This is a genomic window from Streptomyces sp. NPDC001204, from assembly GCF_053598035.1.
Genome location: NZ_JBSFJL010000025.1, coordinates 99,650 through 121,775, shown reverse-complemented (window position 1 = coordinate 121,775; position 22,126 = coordinate 99,650). Strand labels below are relative to the sequence as shown.

The window sequence follows — 22,126 nt, the reverse complement described above, 5'->3', positions numbered from 1 at the left end:
CGACTCCGCACGGCGACCTAAGTTTCAAAAACATGACACGTGTTCATGTACGTGAACAACATAAGGCGCTTCGCTGCGCCGCCACCGTTCTCGGCACCGCGGTGCTGAGCCTCGTCGCCGTCTACGCCTCCGCAGCCCCCGGGCAGGCCGACGCCCGGCCCCCCTTCGACCAGAAGCTGATCGGCACCGCGGTCGCCGCGCCGCTGATCGCCTTCCCCTTCGACCAGGTGCGGCCCGGCACCAACCCGGCCGTTGTCGGTGCCTCGAAGAACTTCTACTTCCTCGCCCTCACCGCGAAGCTCTCCCCGGCCACCCGCGCCTCCGACGGGACCCAGGTGCGCGACCGCCTGGTGGACCAGGTCCACAACCTGGTCGCGGGCGGCCACGAGCCGGACGCCAACGGCGGTCTGGAGGGCTGGTCCCACAACGCCGTTGCCCAGGGACTGGCCCTGGTCCACGCGACACCCTCGGTCTGGGCCCACCTGAACCACACCGACCAGGATCGCGTCGGTCTGCTGATGCGCTCCCTGGCGATCGCCGCCAACTGGTCGTTCAACGACCCGAACAACTTCTACACCGCGCTCGACCAGGTCGGGAACTTCCAGAAGACCTACAACGCCAACTATCGCGAGGGCTACGTAGGGGTCGCGATCGCCGCCGACCTGTACTTCGGACCCGACCAGCTCAACAAGGTCTTCGCGGACTTCTCCTACGACGCCTACGTCCGCCGGCTCACCGACGCCGGATTCACCAGCATCCTGGCCACCTGGGAGAAGACCGGCAAGGACGCCATGGAGAACGGTGCCGCCGACTGCTGTGGTGGCAACGGCGTCGGCGTGCGCAAGCCCTTCGTCTACCAGGACGTGCCGCTCAACGACCCGGTCGGCATCTTCGAGAAGCTCGCCGACTTCACCTACGACCACCAAGTCAGCAGCAGCGTGGGCAACGGCAAGGCCTACATCGCCGACGGCACCACCAGCCCGTACGAGGGCCAGAGCGGCATGCTGCACGAGTTCGACTCCAGCGACTCCAAGGGGCTGCGCAGCGATGCGCTCTACTCCTACGAGGGTTGGATGAACAGCGTCACCACCCGGGCCACCATGACCGTCCTCGGCGCGTGGGGCCAGGGCCCGAGCCAGACGGCGGCGGTCGAGGCGCTGATGCGGGTCGGCTCGGGCGACCTGATCTACAAGATGGAGCACGGTTACCAGGGGTATGCCAACGGTGCGCCGCAGTTCGTCAGCGAGACCGCCCCGGCGAGCAACGGGCCGTCGATCAAGGGCTGGTTCTTCGACAAGGCGGTCTGGCAGACGCTCCTGGCCCACGCCAAGTAGCAAGTAGCCGTCTGCGGAACCACCACCGCTCCGCCCGACCGCCAGGGCAGCGCGCCGGCAGGTGGCACCTGCCGGCGCGCTGCCCTGGTCGGGGCGGGGCACCCCCGAACGAAAGGGATACGCGATGAGTCGGCAGGCTGTCCGGGAGACCGTCCTGGTCACCGGTGCCGGAGGAATGATGGGGCGGATGAGGCGGCCCCGGCTGCGGCGTCCGGGCCGTACGCTGCGGCTGCTCGATGTCGCCGAGCAGCACCCGCCCGGGCCCAGTGAGCAGGTGGAGGTCGTCACCGGGTCGGTGACCGACCCGGAGCTGCTGCGTGAGGCCTGCGCAGGGGTAGACGCGGTCATCCACCTTGGTGGGCTGAGCCGGCGCTCCTCGTGGGCGGAGATCCTGAACGTCAACGTGGACGGCGCACGATGCCTGCTGGAGGCCGCCCGCCACGCCGGGGTGCCCCGGGTGGTGCTCGCCTCCAGCCACCACGCGGCGGGCTTCTTCACCCGCGACGACGCCGGACCGGAAGGACTGCCCGCCGACGCCGGGCCCCGGCCCGACACCCCGTACGGGTGGAGCAAGGCCGCGGTGGAGGCGCTCGGCCGCTATTACCATGACCGGGCCGGCATGGACGTGATCTGCTTGCGGATCGGTTCCTGCTTCGAGCGTCCGCCCGGCCCGGCGACCCGCTCGCTCCCGATGTGGCTCTCCCCGGCGGACGGCGCGCGGCTGCTGGAGGCCTGCCTGGCCGCTCCAGCACCGGCCTTCCGCATCGTGTGGGGAATCTCACGCAACACCCGGCGGTGGCTGTCGCTCGCAGAGGGCGAGGCGATCGGCTACCACCCGGAGGACGATTCCGAGGCTTACGCCGCCGAGCTGATCGCCGAGCATGGCGAGCCCGACCTCAGCGATCCGCTCCACCGGCAGCTGGGCGGTCCCTTCTGCCTCTTCCCGATGGAGGACTCATGAGCGGCATTCTGGTCGACGGGCTGATCCCCGGCCTGGTCTCGGTCACCTTCCGCACACTGTCCGCCGAGGCGGTCATCAGCCTGGCCGCAGAGGCCGGACTCGGCGCGGTCGAATGGGGTGGCGACGTGCACGTCCCCGCGGGTGCCTTCGCCACGGCCGAGCGGGTGCGCGAACGCTCGGCCGACGCGGGCCTGGAGATCGCCGCCTACGGTTCCTACCACCGGGCCGGCCAGAGCGACCCGGCCGACTTCGCAGCGGTCGCCGACACGGCGGCCGCGCTCGGCGCGCCGACGGTGCGCGTCTGGGCCGGCGTCCACGGCTCCGCCCAGACCGGCCCGGCAGAGCGGGCCGCCGTGGTGACGGGCATCCGGTCGGCGGCCGACGCGGCTGCCGCGCGGGGGTTGCGGATCGCGCTGGAGTACCACCGCAACACCCTGACCGACACCCTGGAGTCGGCCCTGCGGCTGCTCGACGAGGTGGACCGGCCCACAGTGCTGCCGTACTGGCAGCCCGCCCGCGGCGCCGCCGTGGGGCCCTCCCGGGCGGAGGTGGCGGCGCTGCTGGGCAAGGGGCTGCGGACGGCGCACGTCTTCTCCTGGGCGGCCGACGGCACCCGGCTTCCGCTGGAGGCCCGGGCCGACCTGTGGCGGCCGGTCCTCGCCGACCTGACGGGCCCGGCTGCGAGCCTCGCTTCGGGCAGGCGCCGGTATGCACTGCTGGAGTTCGTCGCGGGCGACGAACCGGCGGCCTTCGCCCGCGACGCGGCGACCCTGTGCTCCTGGCTTGCCCATCCGGAGATCTGACGCCGCGAGCCGGGCAGCCCCACGGGGCCGCCCGGCTCGCGGCCGCTCCGTCCGGGCCCGCTGGCCCGGACGGCTGTGGCGTCAGCGGTCCGACTCCAGGACGCCGCCGTTGGCGGCACCGGACGTCTCGATCTCGTCGAAACGGAGGCGCATGGCGCCCTATCGGGCCTTGAAGATGTCGACGGCGGCCTTGGTCACGGCCGCAGCGAACTCCCGACGCTGGTCGAGCGTACGTCCGGAGAGCAGTGCGACGGACATGTTGGGCATGGCTTGCCTCACAGTGGGTGCAATGAACGGGGCGCATGACATGTTCAGTACAGCGGAACACGGTTCCGCAAAAGAGAACACGGTATTTTCGCCTGGACCCCGGGACAGAACCCAAACAGAACCCACAGAGACGGAGGGCGGATAGGAGAGAGCCAGAAGCTGCTGGTCGCTGCCGCCATCGCACAGGCCCGGGTTGTCCCCGTACTGCGCTGCGCGGGACCCGACACCGCGATCAGGACATCGAGCCGCCGAATCGAGGCCGGCATCGGCGTCGTCGAGCTCACCGCGACCACATCCGGGTGGGATGCCGCACTGACCACACTGCGCGCCGAGCACCCGGACGCCCTGCTCGGCGTGGGTCCTCCGCCACACCGCAGCTCATCGGCCACCTGGCGCACGACGTCTCGCCGGACGCCGCCGCGCCCACCGCCGCTCAGCACCGGGCCTCCACCCGGCGCGTCCCGGCCTACCTGGGCGGGTTCGAGGGCAGCACCTGGCAACAGCTGGGATGCCCGCTGGGCCGCGGCGAGATCACCGCCACTGGCCTGGACCCCAACCGGACCGGGCAGAAGTACAGCGCCGGCGTCAGGGCACTGTTCTGCCTCCGCGTCGTCCAGCCGACGCTGCTGGTGGTGAAGAAGCACAACTTCAACGGATTCGCCGACCAGTTCATCGCTGCCCAGAACGATCCCCTGCTGGAGAAGTACGCCGCTCAGGTCGCCCACCATGATTTCTCCTGGCCCCACAAACGCCAAGCGCTCTTCGACGTGTGCTACCTGCTCGCGGTGCAGGGCGTCGGCTTCGTCGTCCTCACCCCGGCGGCCCTACTCCACCACGCCCACGAGTCACGCACAGCGAAGGCCGCCCTGCGACCCGGCAAGAAGGACGCCAACGTCTTCGCCGGCCACGCTGCCTGGAACGTCCTGCACGCCATGGGCCATTTCCCGCCCAGCACACCCGCCACCCTGCGTCAGGCCCTGCACCGCGGCCAGCTCACCCTTGACGAACTCGTCGACCGCCGCAACATCCGCAACCAGGGCCTCCGCCGGCTCCTGCTCGACTACTTCACCGCCGCAAGTCCGACACTGACTACGCCTCCCTGGTCAACCTGGTCTGCAACGTTGTAGGTGCCGGATATTGCATCCATGCTGGCCACAAGCCTGATGTGCGGTCAGCGGTGCATAGCTGAGGCGTCAGCCTCCCGCGGGGGGAAGTCCTCTTGGAGCACGCCCGGGCCGGCTGCGAAGATAGGCGGCTGTGCCGTTGCGACTGCCGTATCTCGCCCTGTCGACAGCGTTCAGCTTCATACAGCTGCTGCCGATGAGCGATCGTCACAAAGACCTGGAGATCCTGGCGCTGCGCCACCAACTCGCCGTACTTCAGCGACAGGTGGACAAGCCACAACTGACGTGGCCCGACCGGGCGCTGCTCGCGGCTGCTCCACCGCCTCCCCCGGGCACGGCTTCGCCGGCTCCACCTGATCGTCTCGCCGGAAACCCTACTGCGCTGGCACCGCGACCTGCTACGCCGCCGCCACGCGAAGGAATCCCGCCCCAAGCCCCCGGGCCGACCCCGCACCGTCCGCTCCATCCGCGTCCTGGTCCTGCGCCTGGTACAGGAGAATCCGCAATGGGGCTACCGGCGCGTGCACGGCGAACTCGCCGCGCTCGGCATCAAGGTCGCCGCCTCGACCGTGTGGAGCATCCTCAAGGAACACGGCATCCCACCCGCACCCGAACGGGAGCACACCACCTGGGCCGCGTTCCTGCGCTCCCCGGCCGACGCCATCCTGGCCGCCGACTTCTTCGAGGCCAAGACCCTCACCGGCGCGACCCTGACCGTGTTGGCGGTGATCGAGCACGCCACCCGCCGCGTGCGGATCCTCGGCGTCACCGCACAGCCGACCGCGGCTTGGATCACCCAGCTCGTGCGGAACCTCGCCATGGACGTCCAGAACGCCGGAACGAAGGTCGCCTATCTGATCCGGGACCGCGACGTGCGCTACCCGCCCGGCTTCGACGCCGTTCTGGCCGGCGAGGGCATCGAGGTATTGAAGACCGGGGTGAGGATGCCCCGGATGAACGCGATCATGGAGCGCTGGATCCGCCCCTGCCGGGCCGAACTCCTCGACCGCGCTCTCATCTGGGACCAGGCTCACCTGCTGCATGCACTGAGTGAGTACGAGGCCTTCTACAACGAGCCCCGGCCCCACCGCGCCCTCGCGGGCGCCGCGCCCCTGCGTCCGCTGCCCGAACCGATCGTCGAACCCGGCCGACTCGCCCACCTGGACGTCCGCCGACGCGACCGCCTCAGCGGCATCCTGCACGAGTACCAACATGCCGCGTGAACAGCGCGGATGTGGTTCTCGGCACCTACAAGGACATTGACCGGGCCGCCGCCCTCCTGGCGGACCAGCCGGAGGGCTTCGTGGATCCCGACGCGGTCCGTGAGGGGCGCCGACTCGCATGAGCACTGTTCTGCCGCACGGTCGCCGCTGGCGCCCGTGAGGCAGAACGGCGGTAACGGCGCCTGCGGCGCAGGGCGCGTCTGCCGGTGTACCGACTCGTCCGCGCTGCGATCCGAAGACGCGGACGAGCCCCCACGGGCAGTAATTCTCACCGAGACGGCTACCCCTGGAGCCACGGCGGGATGGGCTGGCCGGTCATCTGCCGGTACTGCCGTGCGACCGCGTCCGGCGCGCCGGCGTGCGCGGTGCGGATCAGGTCCCCGAGCCACGGTCCGATGTCGTGGCGTCGTTCTTCAGGCAGTTCAGGCACCGTGTTCGAGACGAAGAGCAGCGGGATGACGGCGTCGGCGAACCGGCCGCCCTTGATCAGGATGTGGGCGAAGACCGCGGTGTTGCGTATGTAGCCCTCGCGGTGAGCGTCGGGGTCGGCTTCGAGGAGCTCCTGGAACCAGTCGGTCGCCAAGCGGCAATGCTCGAGGGCTTCGTCCTGCCGTCCCGCGTCCGCGAGCCTTGCTGCGTGGTCGCTCACCCGGGCTGCCAGGTCGGGCAGGTTGGCGTCCGGGTCGACCTGGAAGCGCCCGTAGGCGATTTCGATGGCCTCTGCCGAGTACGGGAGCATCTCGGCGTGGCGTTCCGCTTGTTCGAGCCACAGCGCATGCCAGCTGGCGGCGATGGGCAGGTCGACGGTGTCCACTGGTCCGCCCTTCAGGGCGTCGGCGGCGCCCACGGCCTCCAGCGAGTAGCCGAGGGCTTCGTCGACGCGGCCCGACTCCATGAGGCGTGACGCGTGGGGGATCAGCGCGCGGACGAGGTCGGCGACGCTGTCCGCGGTGCGCTCGCGCCGTGCCCTCTCCCGGTGCAGGGCGATCGACTGTTCTGAGTAGCGGAGGAACTCAGATGACGATGCGTTGGCTTCCTCAACCAGCAGCAGGTGCAGTCGGAGGGCCGAGATGAGCGGCGACAGGTGCGTGCTGCGGTCCTCGGCGGCCAGCTCACGGCGGACGAGGACTCCTTCTTCGGACACACGGAGGGCTTCCGTATGGCGGCCCAGTTCCGACAGGCGCAGCGCGTGCCGCGCGAGTTCCTCGGCGAGCCGTTGACGGTAGGCGCCTGGGTCCGTGTGCGCCAGTTCCTTCAGGGCCTCGACGGCTTCTTTCGAGTACGGCAGGGCGTCGAGCTGGTGGCCGGTCTGCTCGAGCAGGTCCGCGTGGTCCCGCAGGGACGCGGGGAGTTCCGGCAGGAGCCTCGTGCGGTCCAGCCGGACGAGGTCGCGGAGTCCGGCGAGGGACAGCTTGGACAGCGTGAGGGCCTCGTCGTTCCGGTCGAGGGTCGAGAGGAGTTGGGCGTGACGGGCGGCGGCGGCGTTCAGGTCCTGCAGGGATGGCAGGTGCACGACGCCGCCGGGCCGGAGTGTGAGTTCACGCAGCCCGTCGAGCGCGTCCTGGGACCAGCTCAGCGCCTCTTCGTGGCGTCCCGCGTCCGCCAGCCAGCCCGCGTGGTTGTAATGGGCTCGGGCCAGCTCGGGAAGGTACTCGTCCCGGTCCTGCTTGGTGAGGGTCATCAGCCATAGGATCGTCATGTTCGAGTGGGCGAGCGCCTCGTCGAGGCGACCTGACTGGGCGAGGCGGACCGCGTAGTTGCCTTCCGCGTAGGCGGCTTCGGGCAGGTACGAGGAGACGTCCTGTGGCGCCAGTGCGAAGAACCCGTGGAAGGCTTCCTCGGACAGGGCCAGCGCCCGCTCCCTCTGGCCGACGTTCGCGAGGCGGTGGGCCAGACTCCCGCGGATCCGGGCACGTCCAGCGTCATCCGCGCTGGCCAGGCGCCGCTCCAGCAGCCTGTCCGCGACCGCGGCCGCCGCGGGAGCCCACTCGCTGCGCTGCTCGGGCAGCAGCGCGTCGACAGCTTCAAGGACGTCCAGGTCGATGTGCGCGTGGGCGGCGAGCGCGGCCACGGCAGCGCTGCCCACCTGCAGAGCGAGCGCCGGCCGGGCGATCAGGAGCGGGTACAGCTGTGTCCGCGCCAGGTGGGGCCATCGGCCGGCGGCCTCGACAAGGGTGGTCAGCGCCCGGCGGGTCCACACGGGACCGGCGGCCTCCGCGGCCGGGTCGGTGCTGCCTGTCAGGGGCAGAAGCCGGGCGGGGGCTTCGTCGGACCACAGATCGGCGGGGAAGTCGTAGGTGTGGCCGGGGGTGAGCAGCGCCAGGTAGTCCTCGCCGAGGCGGTCCGGGTACAGCGGCTGCAGCACCGTGGAGGGGGCCTGGCCCGGGGCGCCCGTATGCGCGGCGGCCGGGTAGCAGCGCGCGTGGTCCTTCAGCATCGTCCCCGGCGATTCGGTGCTCTCGACGGCCGCCTGGAGAATGGCCTGCTTCCCGTCGGCGTAGCTGAGCGGGCCGGTGAGCGTGGCGGTGTAGACGAGTTGCCCCAACGCGTCCGCGGTGACCGTGAGGGGCTCCTCGCGGCGGCCGCGAAGGGACAGCCAGTGGTCACGCTCCCGTGCGAGGAGGTACGCCGACACTGCTGCGGGTTCTCCCGGCGCGGTGTCGCCCTGGCGGGCCGCGAGGACCGCGCCGAGTGCGGCCATGTGCACGGACAGGATGAGCTCGTACTCGTCTCGGGCCGACAGGTCCGGCGGAGGAAGCGCCGCTCCTGCTTCGGGTACGCCCAGCAGTTCCGCGAACCGGTCCCGGGCGGCGGCGAACAGCCCTTCCCGGGACACCAGCGGGTCGCTCTCCACCGGCGACAGTTCGAACCGTTCCGCGCGGATGCCGAAGTCGCGCTCGACGCGATACGTGATGTTCTGCCACCACACCCCGCTGGGCCGGGCGAGCAGCAGGACACGGACCCGGATGCCTCGGCCGGCTCCCACGCTCGTGTCCGCGAGCAGCGTCAGCAGGTCCTCGGTGTCCCACCGCTCTGCGTAGTCCACGACCACCAGGACACCGGCCGCGTGGTTCAGGCCGCCGGGGACGTTGAATGCCGGCGGCGCCTGCCGGTCCCGGTGATGGAACGCGCCCAGGACGATCCAGCCCTGCGCACGCCACTCCGCCGCGAGCTGCATCGCGAGCCGCGTCTTGCCCTGACCGCCGGGTCCGTGGACCAGGCACACCCGCAGTGCGCCCTCCGTGTCACGCCACCTGCGGGCCTGCGCGCGCTCCGCCAGCCGGCCCGCGAAGTTCACCGTCGCGGCGCCGGCGTGCAGGAGCGCGCTCGGCCGCACCGGCTCCGCCTCCGCAGCCGGGCCGCGTTCAGGGTTGGCGAGCGGCCACGGCGCGAGCCGGTACGGCTCACCGCCCTCGTACACGACCATGTCACCGGTGGCCTGGAAGATCCTGCCGAACCCGGATACGACAGCCCGCTGCTGCACCCGCGCACCGCCGGCATCCCCGGGCGGGGGCCCTTCCACGGCACTCACTTCGATCTCCGGTGGATCGTGATGTTCCCGCCAGCCTGGTTCACCTTGCTACCGCCGGACGCGACAGCCGACTGATGGACGCCTCCCGCCTCTTGCGGCCCTCCCAGGTGACGGTCCAGCGCATCGACCAGGACCTGCAACTCCTCCGCGAAGCCCGCGTCCCGGTCGGCGCGTTCCGCCACCGCGTCGCGAACCCGCCGGAACGTCCGATCGCTGACCGTGCCGTCCTCGCTCGAGGTCTCCGTGACCAGCGTCTCCAGCGCCGGGTCCCCGGGCAGGTTCCGGGTCACCAGTTCATGGATGGCGTCCATCCCGGTGTCGAGAACCTGATCGACCTCCTCGTCCGCCCGTCCTGCCACCCGGCGCAGCTTGCGGACCAGGTACCCGACCACGGCCCCCGCCAGCAGCTCAATGCCCGTCATCGAACCTCCCCCAGAACGAAATTCGACGCATAGTTCGCGCATGCATACCCACCAAGACCACCGGGGCCACCTCTGGACGGGCAGGTGCGCCGGCACCCGTCGCGCCGCCTCCGGCCCCCTACCCGTGGCGGCCGCCCGGCCCGCACCGCCCCCGACCCGCAGTCTCACGCGCGAGCAGCAAGATCCGCGAACCCGCCCCGCACCGGCGATCAGAGGCTGGTCACTTCGATGTCAACCATGTACCACCAGCAGACGAAGAACGTTCTTTGTTCCTACAGCCCTCAGAAGCTTGGCTTCTTCTAGACCCTGAAGTCGGTTGCCTGGAGGCATCGTTGCGCTCCAGGCAACCCGAAATAACGGCTACACACTGTGATGAGCTGGAGTCTTCGCGCTACTTTCTGACACCCAAGGGGAGTCTCGCCCGGACCAGTCGTGGACCAAACGGCGCCGAGGGACATCACCCCACGATCCGCCCGCTCATGAGCGCCGCGAGTCCAGGACTTCCTGGGACCGGCTCGAGACGACGGCCGAGCCGCCCCCGCGCGACCTCGTCGTCGAGTTCATGGGGTTCCACATCGGGTTCCGGCATGGATGACGGGGGCGGCGACCGATTCGGGGACACCGCCAACTGTCCGCCCGGCGAGAGAAGCTGCCCGGAAGATTTCAAGTCCAGTGAGACGGTCGCCAGCCCCCGCTGCCATACCGCTACTCCCCACCCCGTGCGCCTCCCGCCCTACGCTGCCGGTGATCCTACTGAGGGGGAAGGAGCCCTGAAGGACCTAGTCGCCATCAGGCCAGGAAGGCCCACACCGTCAGGCCGATCACGGTACAGCGAGCCTGAGGTGACTCAGCTGGGCGAACACCCTTCCAAGCTCCCAAGCCCTTCACCGTGGCCCACTCCGCCAGCCTCACGCGACGCGTGACCACCCGTCTATCACCTGCGGAAACAGCTCCGGTCACGCCGAGCGAAGCTCTGCCGGCGCATGGCGAAAAGCAGCGGAAGCGCTGACCGACGGCGAGACGTGAACTGTGGCTCCTGTGTACGGGGTTGGGGCCGGCGGGCAGAGTATGGGCACGGCGAGGACGAGGGGGAACGTCATGGGCAGCGAGCCGCTCGGGGGCTCCCGCATCCTGTCGGAACAGAACGGAGAGGCGGCACTGCACCGGCTGCGGGCCATGACGGTGTCCCACCGCAGGGCCCAGCGCCTGGCCAATGCGCGCATGGGGGTATCGGTTCTCCTGGCCGTGTCCGGCCTCGTCACCGTCTTCGTGCCGCATGTCAGCGCGTCCGTCACGGTGGTGGGCGCGGTGTGGGCGGTGGCGCACTCAGTCGGGCTCACACAGTGGGAGAGCAGCGAGGCCCGTCGCGCGGCGTTGTTGCAGGAGTCGTTCGACGTTCGGCTGTTCCACCTGGAGTGGAACAGCGCCATGGTGGGCTCCCCGCCCGCGTCACACCTGATCAGCAGTCTCAGCCGGCGTTACTCGGGTGAGGAGGCGGAGCTACGTGACTACTACGAGATCCCCGAACTGCTGCACCCTTATGACGTGGTCGCCTGCCAACTGCAAAATCTCGGGTGGGGCGCGCGGGTCCGCCGCCGTTACGCGCGGACGGTGCTGGCAGCGGTCCTGCTCTGGCTGGGTGGCGGTCTCGTCGTCGGCCTGACGACGCGTATGGAGGTGCTCGACCTGGTGCTGCTGTGGTACGTGCCGTCGCTCGGCGCGGCGATGATGGGTCTGGAGGTGTGCCGCACCCAGTGGCAGGTCGCCGCAGAACGGGAGCGGGTGATGGAGCTACTGGAGGCCAGGGTCGCCGCGGGCGGTGACACCGGCGCACTGATGGGTTTCGCCCGGCAGGTGCAGGACGTGATCTTCCATTCGCGGCAGCGGTACACGCGCGTGCCGGACTGGTTCTTCCGCCGCTTCAAGAGCACGGACCGGGCCGATTTCCAGGCCGCCATGGACGACGTGGCACGTCTCGTCGCCCGCCGGACGCCCCAGCCTGGCTGACCGGCCGGCGTCCGGCTGGAGTGGATCGCGCGCGAACGGGACACGGATCAGGGGAATGCACGGTGGAGAACGCGGACAGCCTCGCCTCTCTGTTCGAGAACGACGAGCTGGCGTCCAAGGCGCTGGTCGACTGGGCCCACAAGGTGCATCGGGGCCTGGTTCGGCCCCACGTGCCCCGGTGGCGACCGCTGGGCCAGGGTGCCAGCGGTGCCGGGCTGACGGCCGTGGTGGCCAGCCGAGGACCGGGGGTCATGGTGGTCAAGGTGTCCCCCCACGGCCAGGGAGGCGAGGGGCATCCCCACGCGGAGGCCCGCAAGACGGCTCAGAACCATGTGCCGACGTTGCACGGTTCATGGCCGGTGGAGGACGGGCGCGTACTGACGTTCCAGTCCCCCGCGACCGGCAGCCTGGACGACTTGTGCGCCATGGCGTCCCTGGGGAACGACCTGCCGGCCGGTTGCGCGTACCTCACGAGGTGGCTGCTGACGGAATGGAACAACGGCCCGGGGGGCGGCACGTCCGACCACCTGCCTGTCGGTGAGCTGCTGCGCCAGGAACTCGGAGCGCTTGTCTCCCGCGGTGGCTCGGCACTCGCCTACGGGTCACGGCTCGGGGGCTTGGAGGCGGACACGCCGTGGATCAAAATCAACGGCCTGGACCTGCCGAACCCTCTGGCGCTGGCCCAGGCGGACGCCGGGCACCCGAAGCTGGACGTCATGCGGGGACGGGCGCACGGCGACCTGCACCTGCACAACGTCCTGGTGCCCGTCCGGGAAGGCAGGGCCCGGTTCGAGAAGTTCCAACTCATCGACCTGGCGACGTTCTCGCAGAACGCCCCGTTGTCGCGGGACGTAGCCACGCTGCTCCTGTCCGCCGTGGAACCGACCGTCCGGGAACAGCCGACGGAGGAAGGCGATGCCCTGCTGCACTATCTGGTGCGACCCCACGAGGATTCCCTGCGCCAGATCAAGCCGGCGACGAAAGACATCGTGCAGACAGTGCGGGACACCTGCGAGGAGATCTTCGCGGGCGGCCTGTACGACCTGTGGCACCGCCAGTTCCTGCTCTCCCTGATCGTGACCGGTCTGCAGGGCAGCACCTACGAGAACATGGGCGACGGCGGCCGGTGGTGGTGTTTCAGGCTGGCGGCGCGCGCCGGTGGTGAGCTGCTGCAGCGGTTGGGCACCCCGATTCCGCCGGGCGTGACGATCACGGGACCGGAACCGGCCGGGCGGTACGTGACGTGCGGTACAGCGGTTCCGCCGGAGCGGTGGACCGGCGCCGCCGCAGCGGCGGACCGCGCGGTGCGGGCCGCGTCCGTGTCCCGGGGAGCCACCACGGATCGGTCGGAGGAGCTCCGCGAACTGGAAGCGTACAGCCACACCGCCGTCGCTGCGGCGGGCCACCAGGGTGCGTCCGGCATGCAGGCGCAGCCCCTGGACCTCACGGCGCTCGCTGTCCCCCGGGATCTGGAGAGAGACCTGCTCAAGCTGCTCGGCATGCGGCAGCCGATCTGCGTCGTCGGGGATCCGGGGAGCGGGAAGACGACGCTGCTGTGGCGGCTGCACCATGAGCTCTCGGCTGACCCGTTGGGCCCCCGGCCGTACTTCCTGCGGGCCGGCGACCTCCGGAACACGGCGTCCGGTGCCGGACTCGCCCTGGAGACGCTGCGCGCCGCCTGTCGTTCCATGACGGATCCCGCGGTCTTCCTCTTCGACACCGCGGACCTGCTGGTGTCGGACGCGACGGGCTTCCATGTGCTACAGGAACTGCTCACGATCGCCGCGGACAACTCCGTACGGGTCCTCATGACGTGCAGGAAGGAGGAGTGGAACGTCCTGCAGTCGCAGGTGGAGGACTTCGGCGTCCAGCAGCGCGTGCTGGGCCCCTACAGCCCGCGGGAGCAGGAAGCGGCCATCCGGTCGCACGCGCGGTACTTCTACGAGGGAGAGGCCGAGGTCTCCGTGGACAAGGTGTGCCGGGACATCGCCAACGCGGCGGTGCAGGGGCTGCCGATGCGTAAGGTCTGCGAGGCTCCCCTGACACTGCGCATGCTGTTCGAGACGTTCGCCCCCCAACCGCCCCAAGTGCAGGACATCGACACCGCGATCCTGTACGACCGGTACTGGAGCCACCGTGTCAGCCAGGACCAGCGAGCAGGAGACGCCCCCGCGACCGGCACGGGGCCGCTGCCCGATCTCACCGGGGCCGGTGAGGAACTGGCCCAGTTAATGCTGGGGGAAGGCAGGCTCGACATCTTGGGTGCGGAGGTGCTCGCCGATCGCTCACCCTCCGGCGGCCCTGGACTGGAACGCGGCCTCCAAGGGCTCGTGGCGCGGGGCGTGGTCGAACGACAGGGTGCCGGCACCACGGAGCGCTACACCTACTTCCACCAGACCCTGTTCGAGTACGCGGCGGGCCGCCGGCTCTCCCGGACTGCCGCGTCCGACGACCCGTCACTGCTGGGTGAGCTGCTGGGCTGGCTGAAGGACCATCCCGAGGACCAGTTCCGGCTCGCGGTCGCCGAGCAGGCGCTCATCCAGGCCGGCAGGGGCCGCAACCAGGCCGCCGAGGCGTGCACAGCACTGCTGACCGGCACGCTCGCCGACACCTGGGACGCCGGCACGGCGGACACACACCCGCTGCGCGCGATGCAGCTGCGGGTTTACGCCAGACTGCCACAGCCCGATGCCGCCCTGCGTTGTCATTTCACGTCGCTGATCGCCACGCTGGATCCCGACCTGGCGCGGGTCTACCTAGAGACACTGCCGACAACCCTGCACAAGGACGGTGACCGAATCGTCGATGAGTTGCTGGCCTTGTGGCGCAGCGACTCCGAGGAGTTGAGGCAGCCGGTGCTCATCGCTCTGAAGTGGTTCGCGGAGACGCTGCCCAAGAGCGTGATCACCGTCTTCGACCGGAGCTGCCCGTCCAACGCGACCCGAGGGGTCGCCTGCAAAGGCCCGCACTGTGATCCCCGGAGCTGCGTGTGGGCCTGGTTGCTGACTCTGCATAACTCCGAGATGCACAAGTTCCTCGGGGTTCTCGAGGCGCTCGCGCTGGAGAACCCCGGCTGGGTATGGCATCGGCTGCGCATGGTGGTGACGGATCCGCGGCGCGACCTACTGACGGTGGCCCGCTGCCTTCGGCTGGTGGCCCGGCCGCTCGAATGGCCGGAACGGGAACGGCCGTTCTCCGCGGTCCGGCATATCGTGCGCCACCGATGGGGCCACGGCACCAGGTTCAACAACAGCGATGTACAGGTCCAGGCGGCACTGGGACAATTGATCGCCGGCAACTGGCTGTCCAGCGGCCGACAGCCGCCGCTGGACTCCGTCCTGAGGGCCGCTGCCCGGCATCCCAAGGAATTCACGTCGTACGTGCAAGTACACGCCGTGGCGCGGATGGCGCGGCAGGCGTCCACCGAGGAGGTCGGCCACCTACTCGACGTGCTGGAGGAGGTCACCGCGCCGACGTCGCTGACTCTGCTGTCGACCTGCCTGCTGCTGCCGTTGCTGACCGCCACCCGCGCCCCGGACACGCTCGGCGGCGACACCCCGCCGAGCCGTGCCCGCGGACCGGAGCCGGCCGCCACCCAAGCGGTGCGCAGCTGGCTGGCGCTGAGACTGCGGACCCGGGACCGGGCCGCTCCCGCCGACGCCACCCACCAGTTGGCGGCAGAAACCTGGAAACGCAGCCTGGACGTGGCCACCACGGCCCGGCTGGTCGGCGAAGCGTGGCCGGAGGGCGCCGCAGGCCAGCAGCCTGATAGCGGAGGCAGTTGCGGTGCGGAAGCGGAGTTGCACCGGATCTGGCTGACCGATCCAGACGTGGCCATTCTGCTGGTCGCCGCCGCCGCGGCGGGACAGGCGCAGGCGCGGACGGCCCTGCGGCTGTGGCGCACCGAACGGGCGGGCAAGGGCCACGTCACGGGGCCTGGCAGGGGCACCGGTGTGACCCAGACGGACAAGAAGATCTCCAACTCTCTGCAGGCGCTGGTAGCGGAGCATCCCGAGCTGCTGGACGAGTTGTTCGCCGGAGGGGCCGTAGATCCCCGGCTCGATCCGGCGTGGCTGAACGCGGCGCTGCCTCAAGCCGGGACGGACATCGACCGCCGGCTGGCGGCCGCCCTACGTCGACATCGCACCGCACTCGAGGAGGTATGCGATCTCGCCGTTACGCGTGAATACGGCGCGGACAACGCCAGGACCGCCTTGCACGTACGCGGCAGGCTCATCGCCCTGGGCGTCCTCGGCCCCCCTGCCCCGGCCCGGCTGCGGGAGATGCTGGGCAGGCGCGGTCATCCGCGCCATGTCGGCGCCGCGCTGCAGCTGGTGGAGACCGTGGTCGAGCACAGTCCGAACGGCTCTCTAAACACTCCGGAGTGGCAGCAACTGGAGGAAGAGGACCTGCGTCACTTCGCGGCCGCCGACTACGTCGAGGGGCGTACCGGCCAGGGCGAGCGTGAGCTGGTGCAGGCCGCGGCCCGCCGGTGTATGACGGGTCTGCTGTGCCGCCACCACCCGCTCACCACGCAGGCGCAGGTCGGCCGGGCACGCAACGGGGCGTTGCGCCACCTGGCGACGGCCACGCAGGTCGGCGACGTGACGGTGCTCGGACGGCTCCTCGAACGCCTGGCCGACGCCGCACCGCAGGAGGCGGTGACGTTGGTCAACGCGGCTGCCAGGAAACTGCGCACGCTGTCCACGGGCAAGGTGACGACGCTGGCGCAGCGCTGGCAGAGGCCCCTCTCGCGCCTCGCCGAACGGGCCAGCCCGGAGCAGTGGAGGGAACTCGTCGAGGGTGTGTGGGACGGTCCGGTGGAACTCCTGCGCGTGCTGATCCGCAGTGGCATCCGCCACCGCACCGACGACACAGCGCGGTACCTTCTCTCGATCGCCGACAGCAACCCATGGCCCGGCGTGGTAAGGGAGACGGTCCGGATCGGCACCCTCCTCCGCAGCGAGGGCAGTCCACAGCGCTGGCTGCCGGCCCTGGAGACTCCGTCGAGCGCGCAGAAGTGATGGCCATCGACCGGGGGCCTTGGCCCAAGGCCCATCACCAAGTCCCGGACGATGCCCGGACCAGCCGCCAACCGAAGCTCACCCTGACGCCCATATCCGCAGGTCAAAGGGACCGCAGTCGTGTACCACCAGCAGACGAAGAACCTGCCGGGACGGACGTGCACCGCATCCAGCGCGGCGCCTCGCCCGACACACAGAAACCGAGCAGCAAGGCTGGGCTTGGTCACGCAACGGCTCAGGACCGCTCAGCCCTCAGATGTCCGAGTTCAACGGAGCGTAGTCAGCACCAGTCAGCGCGGGAGAGGTGAACACGGGTGATGACGTGGTCTTTTAGTCAGCACCGAACCAGCACCGGAGTCAGCACGGCACCGTTAAAATCACCCCTAAATGCGCTTCACGGACGGTCCTCACCTCGGCTCTCTTTGGGCCCCTGAATCACCGCTCCACGGGCGGTCATGGTGGCCGCACGCATAGCCAGCCGCCAGACTATGTTGGCTCGCCACATGTGCGTCTGACCTGCATGTTCCTACCGTGTGCCGACACGTACCCGTCCCCACCGCAGACGAGGAAGTGGCGCACATGGCCTCCCCGACCACCTCTCCCCCGCCCCCGGCGAACCTCCCCCGCATCGTCGCCGCCAGCCTCATCGGCACCACCATCGAGTGGTACGACTTCTTCCTGTACGGCTCGGCTGCCGCGCTCGTGTTCAGCAAGCTGTTCTTCCCGGACTCGGATCCGCTGGTGGGAACGCTGCTGTCGTTCCTGACGTATGCGGTCGGGTTCGCGGCGCGGCCGCTGGGCGCGCTGGTGTTCGGGCACTACGGTGACCGGCTGGGGCGCAAGAAGCTGCTGGTGCTGAGCCTGCTCCTGATGGGTGGGGCCACCTTCGCCATCGGGTTGCTGCCCACGCATGCGACGGTGGGCAGCGCGGCTCCGGTGCTGCTCACCGTGCTGCGTCTGGTCCAGGGCTTCGCGCTGGGCGGTGAGTGGGGCGGGGCCGTGCTGCTGGTGTCGGAGCACGGGGACGCGCGGCGGCGCGGGTTCTGGGCCTCCTGGCCGCAGACCGGGGCGCCCGCGGGGCAGTTGCTCGCCACCGGTGTGCTGTCGCTGCTGACCGCGGTGCTCTCCGACAGCGCCTTCGGCAGCTGGGGATGGCGCATTCCGTTCCTGCTTTCCGGTGTACTCGTCGTCGTCGGTTTGTGGATTCGTCTCTCCGTCGATGAATCGCCCGTGTTCCAGCAGGCGTTGGCGCAGGCCGAGAGCCGCAGGGCGGCGCGGGCGGCCGAGGACCGGACCGAGAGGCTGCCGCTGGTGTCCGTGCTGCGGCATCACTGGCGTGATGTGCTGGTGGCGATGGGGGCGCGTATGGCGGAGAACATCAGCTACTACGTGATCACCGCGTTCATCCTCGTCTACGCCACCACCTCCGCCGGCGTCTCCAAGCAGACCGCGCTCAACGCAGTGCTGATCGCGTCCGCGGTGCACTTCGCGGTGATCCCGGCCTGGGGTGCCCTGTCGGACCGGATCGGGCGCCGCCCGGTGTACCTGCTGGGTGCCGCCGGGGTCGGCCTGTGGATGTTCCCTTTCTTCTGGCTCATCGACACCGGCGGCTTCGGCCAACTCGTCCTCGCGGTGACCGTGGGCCTGGTACTGCACGGGGCCATGTACGCCCCGCAGGCGGCCTTCTTCGCCGAGATGTTCGCGACCCGCATGCGCTACTCCGGCGCCTCCATCGGCGCCCAGTTCGCCTCCGTCGCCGCGGGCGCGCCCGCCCCGCTGATCGCCACCGCCCTGCTGTCCGCCTACGGCAGCTCCACCCCCATCGTCCTGTACGTGATCGCGGCGGCCGTGCTGACGCTGATCGCGGTGGGAGTGGCCAAGGAGACCCGGCACCGCGACCTCGCCGACGTCGAGGCGTCCGCGGACGCCGGGCCCACGGCCGCCCGCACCGCCGGCGCGCGTAGCGTCTGATCCCCGCCCGCCCCCTGTTCCGGCCGGCCCCCGTACACCCGCTCGCGTACGGGGGTCAGCTCTGCGCCGGTACCGACAAGCGGTGCAGACGCAGGGCGAGTTGGATCTCCAGGGCGCGGGCCGGGGTCTGCCAGTCCCGGCCGAGCAGCCGGCCCACGCGGTCCAGTCGCTGGGCCACGGTGTTCACATGGACGTGCAGTGCGTCCTTGGTGCGGGCCGGGCTCATGCCGCACGCGAAGTACGCCTCCAGGGTGCGTATGAGCTCCGTACCGCGCCGCTCGTCGTAGGCGACGACCGGGCCGACGGTGCGGTCGACGAAGCCGCCGATGTCCCGGTCACCGGCCAGCAGCAGGCCGAGGAAGCCGAAGTCCTGGGCGGCGGCGCCGTCGCCGGTGCGGCCGAGCAGCCGCAGGGCGTCGAGGCAGCGCCGCGCCTCCTCGTAGGCGGCGGCTACGGTCTCGGGGTGGGCGGCCAGGTTCTCGACGGGGGCGGAGGCGCCCACGGTGACCGCCTCGTGCACCCCGGTGCCGAGGTGGCGGGCGGTTCTGCGGGCCAGTTGAGTGGCGTTGTCCCCGCGGCGCAGCGGCAGCAGCAGGACCGTGCCGCCGTCGCGGGCGGCGGCCAGTCCGTGCCGGGTGGCGGCCAGGTGAAACGCCGCCGACCACAGGCGGTGGCGGGCGGCGGCCTCCTGCTCGGCGTCGGCGGACGGGGCGTCGAGCCGGGCGGCGAGCACGACGTGCGTGGCGTCGAGGTCGGCGTCCAGCCGGGCGGCGCGCTCGCGCAGCAGGCGGGGATCGCGGTCACGGGCGTCCAGGAGGTCGTCGAGGAGTTCGCCGCGAACGCGCTGTTCGGCCTCGGCGGCCGACCGTCTGGCGAGCAGCAGCAGCGAGGTGACCATCGCGGCTCGCTCCAGCGTGCGCTGGTCGACGGGGTCGAGGCCGGGGTGACCGCGCAGCACGAGCGCGCCGAGCAGTTCACCGCCCGCGGCGACGGCGGCGATCCAGTCCGGACCGTGCGGCACCGCGTGTCCCTCGGCCCGGGATGCTTCCAGGGCGTCGGCGGGTGCGGCGGCGGCCTCGGTGAACTCGACGGCCCCGTCGAGCACTTGGGAGACGGCGGCGGCGACGTCGTGCACTCCGCCGCCGCGCAGGACGAGTTCGGCGAGCCGGTCGTGGACGTCGGAGGCGCGCTCGATGACGCCGCTTCGGTCACGGATGATCTCGTTGGCCCGCTCCAGGCCGGCGAGCGCCGAGCGGGTCTCGGTGAGCAGGTTGGCGCTGTCGATGGCCGCCGCGGCGAGGGCGGCGAAGGAGCCGAGCAGGGCGATCTGCTCCCGTTCGAAGACGCGGGCCCGCCGGTCGGCCGCGAACAGTACGCCGATCACCTGTGGCCCGAGCATGAGCGGCACGCCGAGGATCGCGACCAGGCCCTCGTCCCGCACTCCCGCGTCGATGGTTCCGGTGTGCTGGAAGCGGGGGTCCTTGAAGTAGTCGTCGGTGACGTAGGGGCGGGCCGTCTGCGCGACCAGGCCTCCCAGCCCCTCCCCCATGCCCAGGCGCAGTTGCTGGAAGCGGGCGGCCACCGAGCCCTCGGTGACACGCATGCAGGTGTCGCCGCGGGCGGGGTCGTTGAGGGTGAGGTAGGCGATGTCCGTGCCGAGCAGCGAGCGGGCGCGCTGCACGATCGCCTGGAGCACCGCGTCCAGGTCGCGCAGGCCGGCCAGGTCGTGGGCGGTCTCGAACAGCGCCGACAGCTCCGCCTCGCGGCGCCGCCGGCCCTCCAGTTCCGCGCGGACGCGCAGGGCGAGCAGTCTGGCCTGTTCGAGCGCGTCGATCCACTCGGGCGGCCGGCCCTCGGTACGGGCGAGCAGCACCGGCTGTTCGAAGGCGGCGGTGGGCGCGCCCCGGGCCAGCAGCTCGAGGAAGGGGGTCTCGGCGCTGCCGGCCGGAGTCCTGGCTGCGGGGCGCCGGGCGGACTGCACGTGATCGCTGGACATGCCCACAGGATCACCCATCGTCCGGTCCTCTCGTGGAGCCTGTGGAAAACCCGGGTGCGCAGAGGAACCGGGTGGCCGGTCAGTGCGCGGTCCACCCGCCGTCCAGGACCAGCGAGGAGCCGGTGACGAAGGAGGCCTGCGGTCCGCACAGGTACGCCACGGCCTCGGCGACCTCCTCGGGTCCGAGCAGCCGTTTGACCGCGCTGTCCTTGAGCAGCACCTCGGAGAGCACGCGCTCCTCGGAGATGCCGTGGGCCCGCGCCTGGTCGGCGAGCTGCGCCTCGACCAGGGGGGTGCGCACATAGCCGGGGTTGACGCAGTTGGAGGTGACGCCGTGCGGGGCACCTTCGAGGGCGGTGGTCTTGGACAGCCCCTCCAGGCCGTGCTTGGCGGCCACGTAGGCCGACTTGTAGGCGGAGGCGCGCAGGCCGTGCACGGAGGAGATGTTGACGATCCGGCCCCACTGCCGGCCGTACATGTGCGGCAGCGCGCCGCGGATCAGCCGGAAGGGCGCCTCCAGCATCACGGTGAGCACGGTGTGGAAGACCTCGGGCGGGAACTCCTCGATGGGGCAGACCAGTTGCAGCCCGGCGTTGTTGACGAGCACATCGGTCCCGGCGGCCGCCCGCTCGGCGGCGTCGAGGTCGGTGAGGTCGAGCACCAGCGGTTCGAGGGAGCCGGCGAGCGCGCCCGCCCGCTCGGCGAGCGCTTCCAGGCCCGGCGCGTCCCGGTCGACGGCTCTGACCCTCGCCCCGGCGGCGGCGAGCCGCAGCGCGCAGGCGCGGCCGATGCCTCCGGCGGCGCCGGTGACGAGCGCGGTGCGGCCGCCGAGATCGAGCGAGGGGGTGTGCGGAGCGGGGAGCGGCGAGGTCATGGGGTGACCCTAGGCAGACCGTCCGTCACACCACATATGGGCACGACCCATACTTCAGTCCAATTCCGTGGGGTTGAACCACGTGGGTGCATCGGACATGGCCTGCTTGATCCGGAACAGGCCGAACTCGTTCAGGTCCGGCAGCGCGTCCACCGCGAACCAGCCCACCTCCAGCGACTCGTCGTCGTTGACGCGTGCCTCGCCGCCCACGGCACGGCACCGGAAGGTGATGTCCATGTACTGGCAGATGTCGCCGTTGCCGTAGGTGACGGGGTCCAGCGCCTGGACCAGGACCACCCGCTCGGCGACGCAGTGCACCGCGGTCTCCTCGTGGACCTCCCGCACGCAGGCGGCCGGCTGCTCGCCCGGTTCCGGGATGCCACCGATCACCGACCACTTGCCGGTGTCGGAGCGGCGGCCCAGGAGCACTCTGCCGTCGTCGTCGAAGACGATGGCGGTGACGCCGGGCAGCCACAGCAGCTGGCTGCCGGCCGAGGTCCTGATGGTACGGATGAAGTCGGGAGTCGCCATGGAGCCGACCCTAACCGGCCGGATGCCCCGGACCATGGCGCGGTCAGGGGCATCCGG

General features: G+C 70.7%; 14 protein-coding genes and 1 pseudogene. 9 read left to right on the top strand and 6 right to left on the bottom strand.

Translation table 11 applies throughout. The annotated features are described in order from the left end of the window. Positions 1–32: 32 nt before the first annotated feature. The 3 genes from ACWC91_RS29165 to ACWC91_RS29155 all read left to right on the top strand — a co-directional run bounded on the left by ACWC91_RS29165 (position 33) and on the right by ACWC91_RS29155 (position 3,098). A complete protein-coding gene (locus ACWC91_RS29165) occupies positions 33–1,334 on the top strand; it encodes a hypothetical protein (RefSeq protein WP_450644569.1) in 1,302 nt (433 codons plus the stop codon). A 124-nt stretch (positions 1,335–1,458) separates the two neighbouring features. Continuing rightward, complete coding sequence (locus ACWC91_RS29160; RefSeq protein ID WP_450645094.1) at positions 1,459–2,295, top strand: NAD-dependent epimerase/dehydratase family protein; 837 nt, start codon at positions 1,459–1,461, stop codon at positions 2,293–2,295. After that, the gene (locus tag ACWC91_RS29155; RefSeq protein ID WP_450726098.1) at positions 2,292–3,098 is read left to right on the top strand and encodes a sugar phosphate isomerase/epimerase family protein; all 807 of its coding nucleotides are present in this window, start codon (positions 2,292–2,294) and stop codon (positions 3,096–3,098) included. Before ACWC91_RS29160 ends, ACWC91_RS29155 begins: the two co-directional genes overlap by 4 nt. Before the next feature lie 159 nt (positions 3,099–3,257). On the opposite strand, the gene ACWC91_RS29150 is transcribed toward ACWC91_RS29155, so the two are convergent. Beyond that, on the bottom strand, positions 3,258–3,356 hold the full coding sequence (locus tag ACWC91_RS29150) for a tautomerase family protein (protein WP_225079960.1): 99 nt from the start codon (positions 3,354–3,356) through the stop codon (positions 3,258–3,260). A 308-nt stretch (positions 3,357–3,664) separates the two neighbouring features. Between ACWC91_RS29150 and ACWC91_RS29145 the strand changes: the two genes are divergently transcribed. The 3 genes and pseudogenes from ACWC91_RS29145 to ACWC91_RS29135 all read left to right on the top strand — a co-directional run bounded on the left by ACWC91_RS29145 (position 3,665) and on the right by ACWC91_RS29135 (position 5,834). After that, on the top strand, positions 3,665–4,492 hold the full coding sequence (locus tag ACWC91_RS29145; protein WP_450643279.1) for a hypothetical protein: 828 nt from the start codon (positions 3,665–3,667) through the stop codon (positions 4,490–4,492). Between the two features lie 130 nt (positions 4,493–4,622). Further along, positions 4,623–5,712: pseudogene (locus ACWC91_RS29140) on the top strand (integrase core domain-containing protein). Next, complete coding sequence (locus tag ACWC91_RS29135) at positions 5,709–5,834, top strand: hypothetical protein (protein ID WP_281154154.1); 126 nt, start codon at positions 5,709–5,711, stop codon at positions 5,832–5,834. Before ACWC91_RS29140 ends, ACWC91_RS29135 begins: the two are co-directional and overlap by 4 nt. 158 nt (positions 5,835–5,992) lie before the next feature. On the opposite strand, the gene ACWC91_RS29130 is transcribed toward ACWC91_RS29135, so the two are convergent. Continuing rightward, complete coding sequence (locus ACWC91_RS29130; RefSeq protein WP_450643277.1) at positions 5,993–9,196, bottom strand: hypothetical protein; 3,204 nt, start codon at positions 9,194–9,196, stop codon at positions 5,993–5,995. Positions 9,197–9,240: 44 nt separating this feature from the next. Further along, positions 9,241–9,666: a hypothetical protein gene (locus ACWC91_RS29125; protein ID WP_281154156.1), complete on the bottom strand. Its 426-nt coding sequence runs from the start codon at positions 9,664–9,666 to the stop codon at positions 9,241–9,243. Between the two features lie 1,098 nt (positions 9,667–10,764). Here ACWC91_RS29125 and ACWC91_RS29120 point away from each other — a divergent pair. The 3 genes from ACWC91_RS29120 (at position 10,765) to ACWC91_RS29110 (ending at position 18,668) form a co-directional block, all read left to right on the top strand. Next, complete coding sequence (locus ACWC91_RS29120; RefSeq protein ID WP_450643276.1) at positions 10,765–11,673, top strand: S-4TM family putative pore-forming effector; 909 nt, start codon at positions 10,765–10,767, stop codon at positions 11,671–11,673. A 62-nt stretch (positions 11,674–11,735) separates the two neighbouring features. Beyond that, complete coding sequence (locus ACWC91_RS29115; protein ID WP_388729118.1) at positions 11,736–16,697, top strand: NACHT domain-containing protein; 4,962 nt, start codon at positions 11,736–11,738, stop codon at positions 16,695–16,697. Between the two features lie 579 nt (positions 16,698–17,276). After that, positions 17,277–18,668, top strand: a complete 1,392-nt coding sequence (locus ACWC91_RS29110; RefSeq protein ID WP_450643274.1) for an MFS transporter — start codon at positions 17,277–17,279, stop codon at positions 18,666–18,668. 55 nt (positions 18,669–18,723) lie between these two features. On the opposite strand, the gene ACWC91_RS29105 is transcribed toward ACWC91_RS29110, so the two are convergent. The 3 genes from ACWC91_RS29105 to ACWC91_RS29095 all read right to left on the bottom strand — a co-directional run bounded on the left by ACWC91_RS29105 (position 18,724) and on the right by ACWC91_RS29095 (position 22,069). Then, complete coding sequence (locus ACWC91_RS29105) at positions 18,724–20,664, bottom strand: helix-turn-helix domain-containing protein (protein ID WP_450643273.1); 1,941 nt, start codon at positions 20,662–20,664, stop codon at positions 18,724–18,726. 79 nt (positions 20,665–20,743) lie between these two features. Continuing rightward, on the bottom strand, positions 20,744–21,538 hold the full coding sequence (locus tag ACWC91_RS29100; RefSeq protein ID WP_450643271.1) for a 3-hydroxybutyrate dehydrogenase: 795 nt from the start codon (positions 21,536–21,538) through the stop codon (positions 20,744–20,746). Positions 21,539–21,592: 54 nt separating this feature from the next. Beyond that, positions 21,593–22,069, bottom strand: coding sequence for an NUDIX hydrolase (locus ACWC91_RS29095; protein WP_450643269.1), 477 nt, complete (start codon positions 22,067–22,069; stop codon positions 21,593–21,595). Positions 22,070–22,126 lie beyond the last annotated feature (57 nt).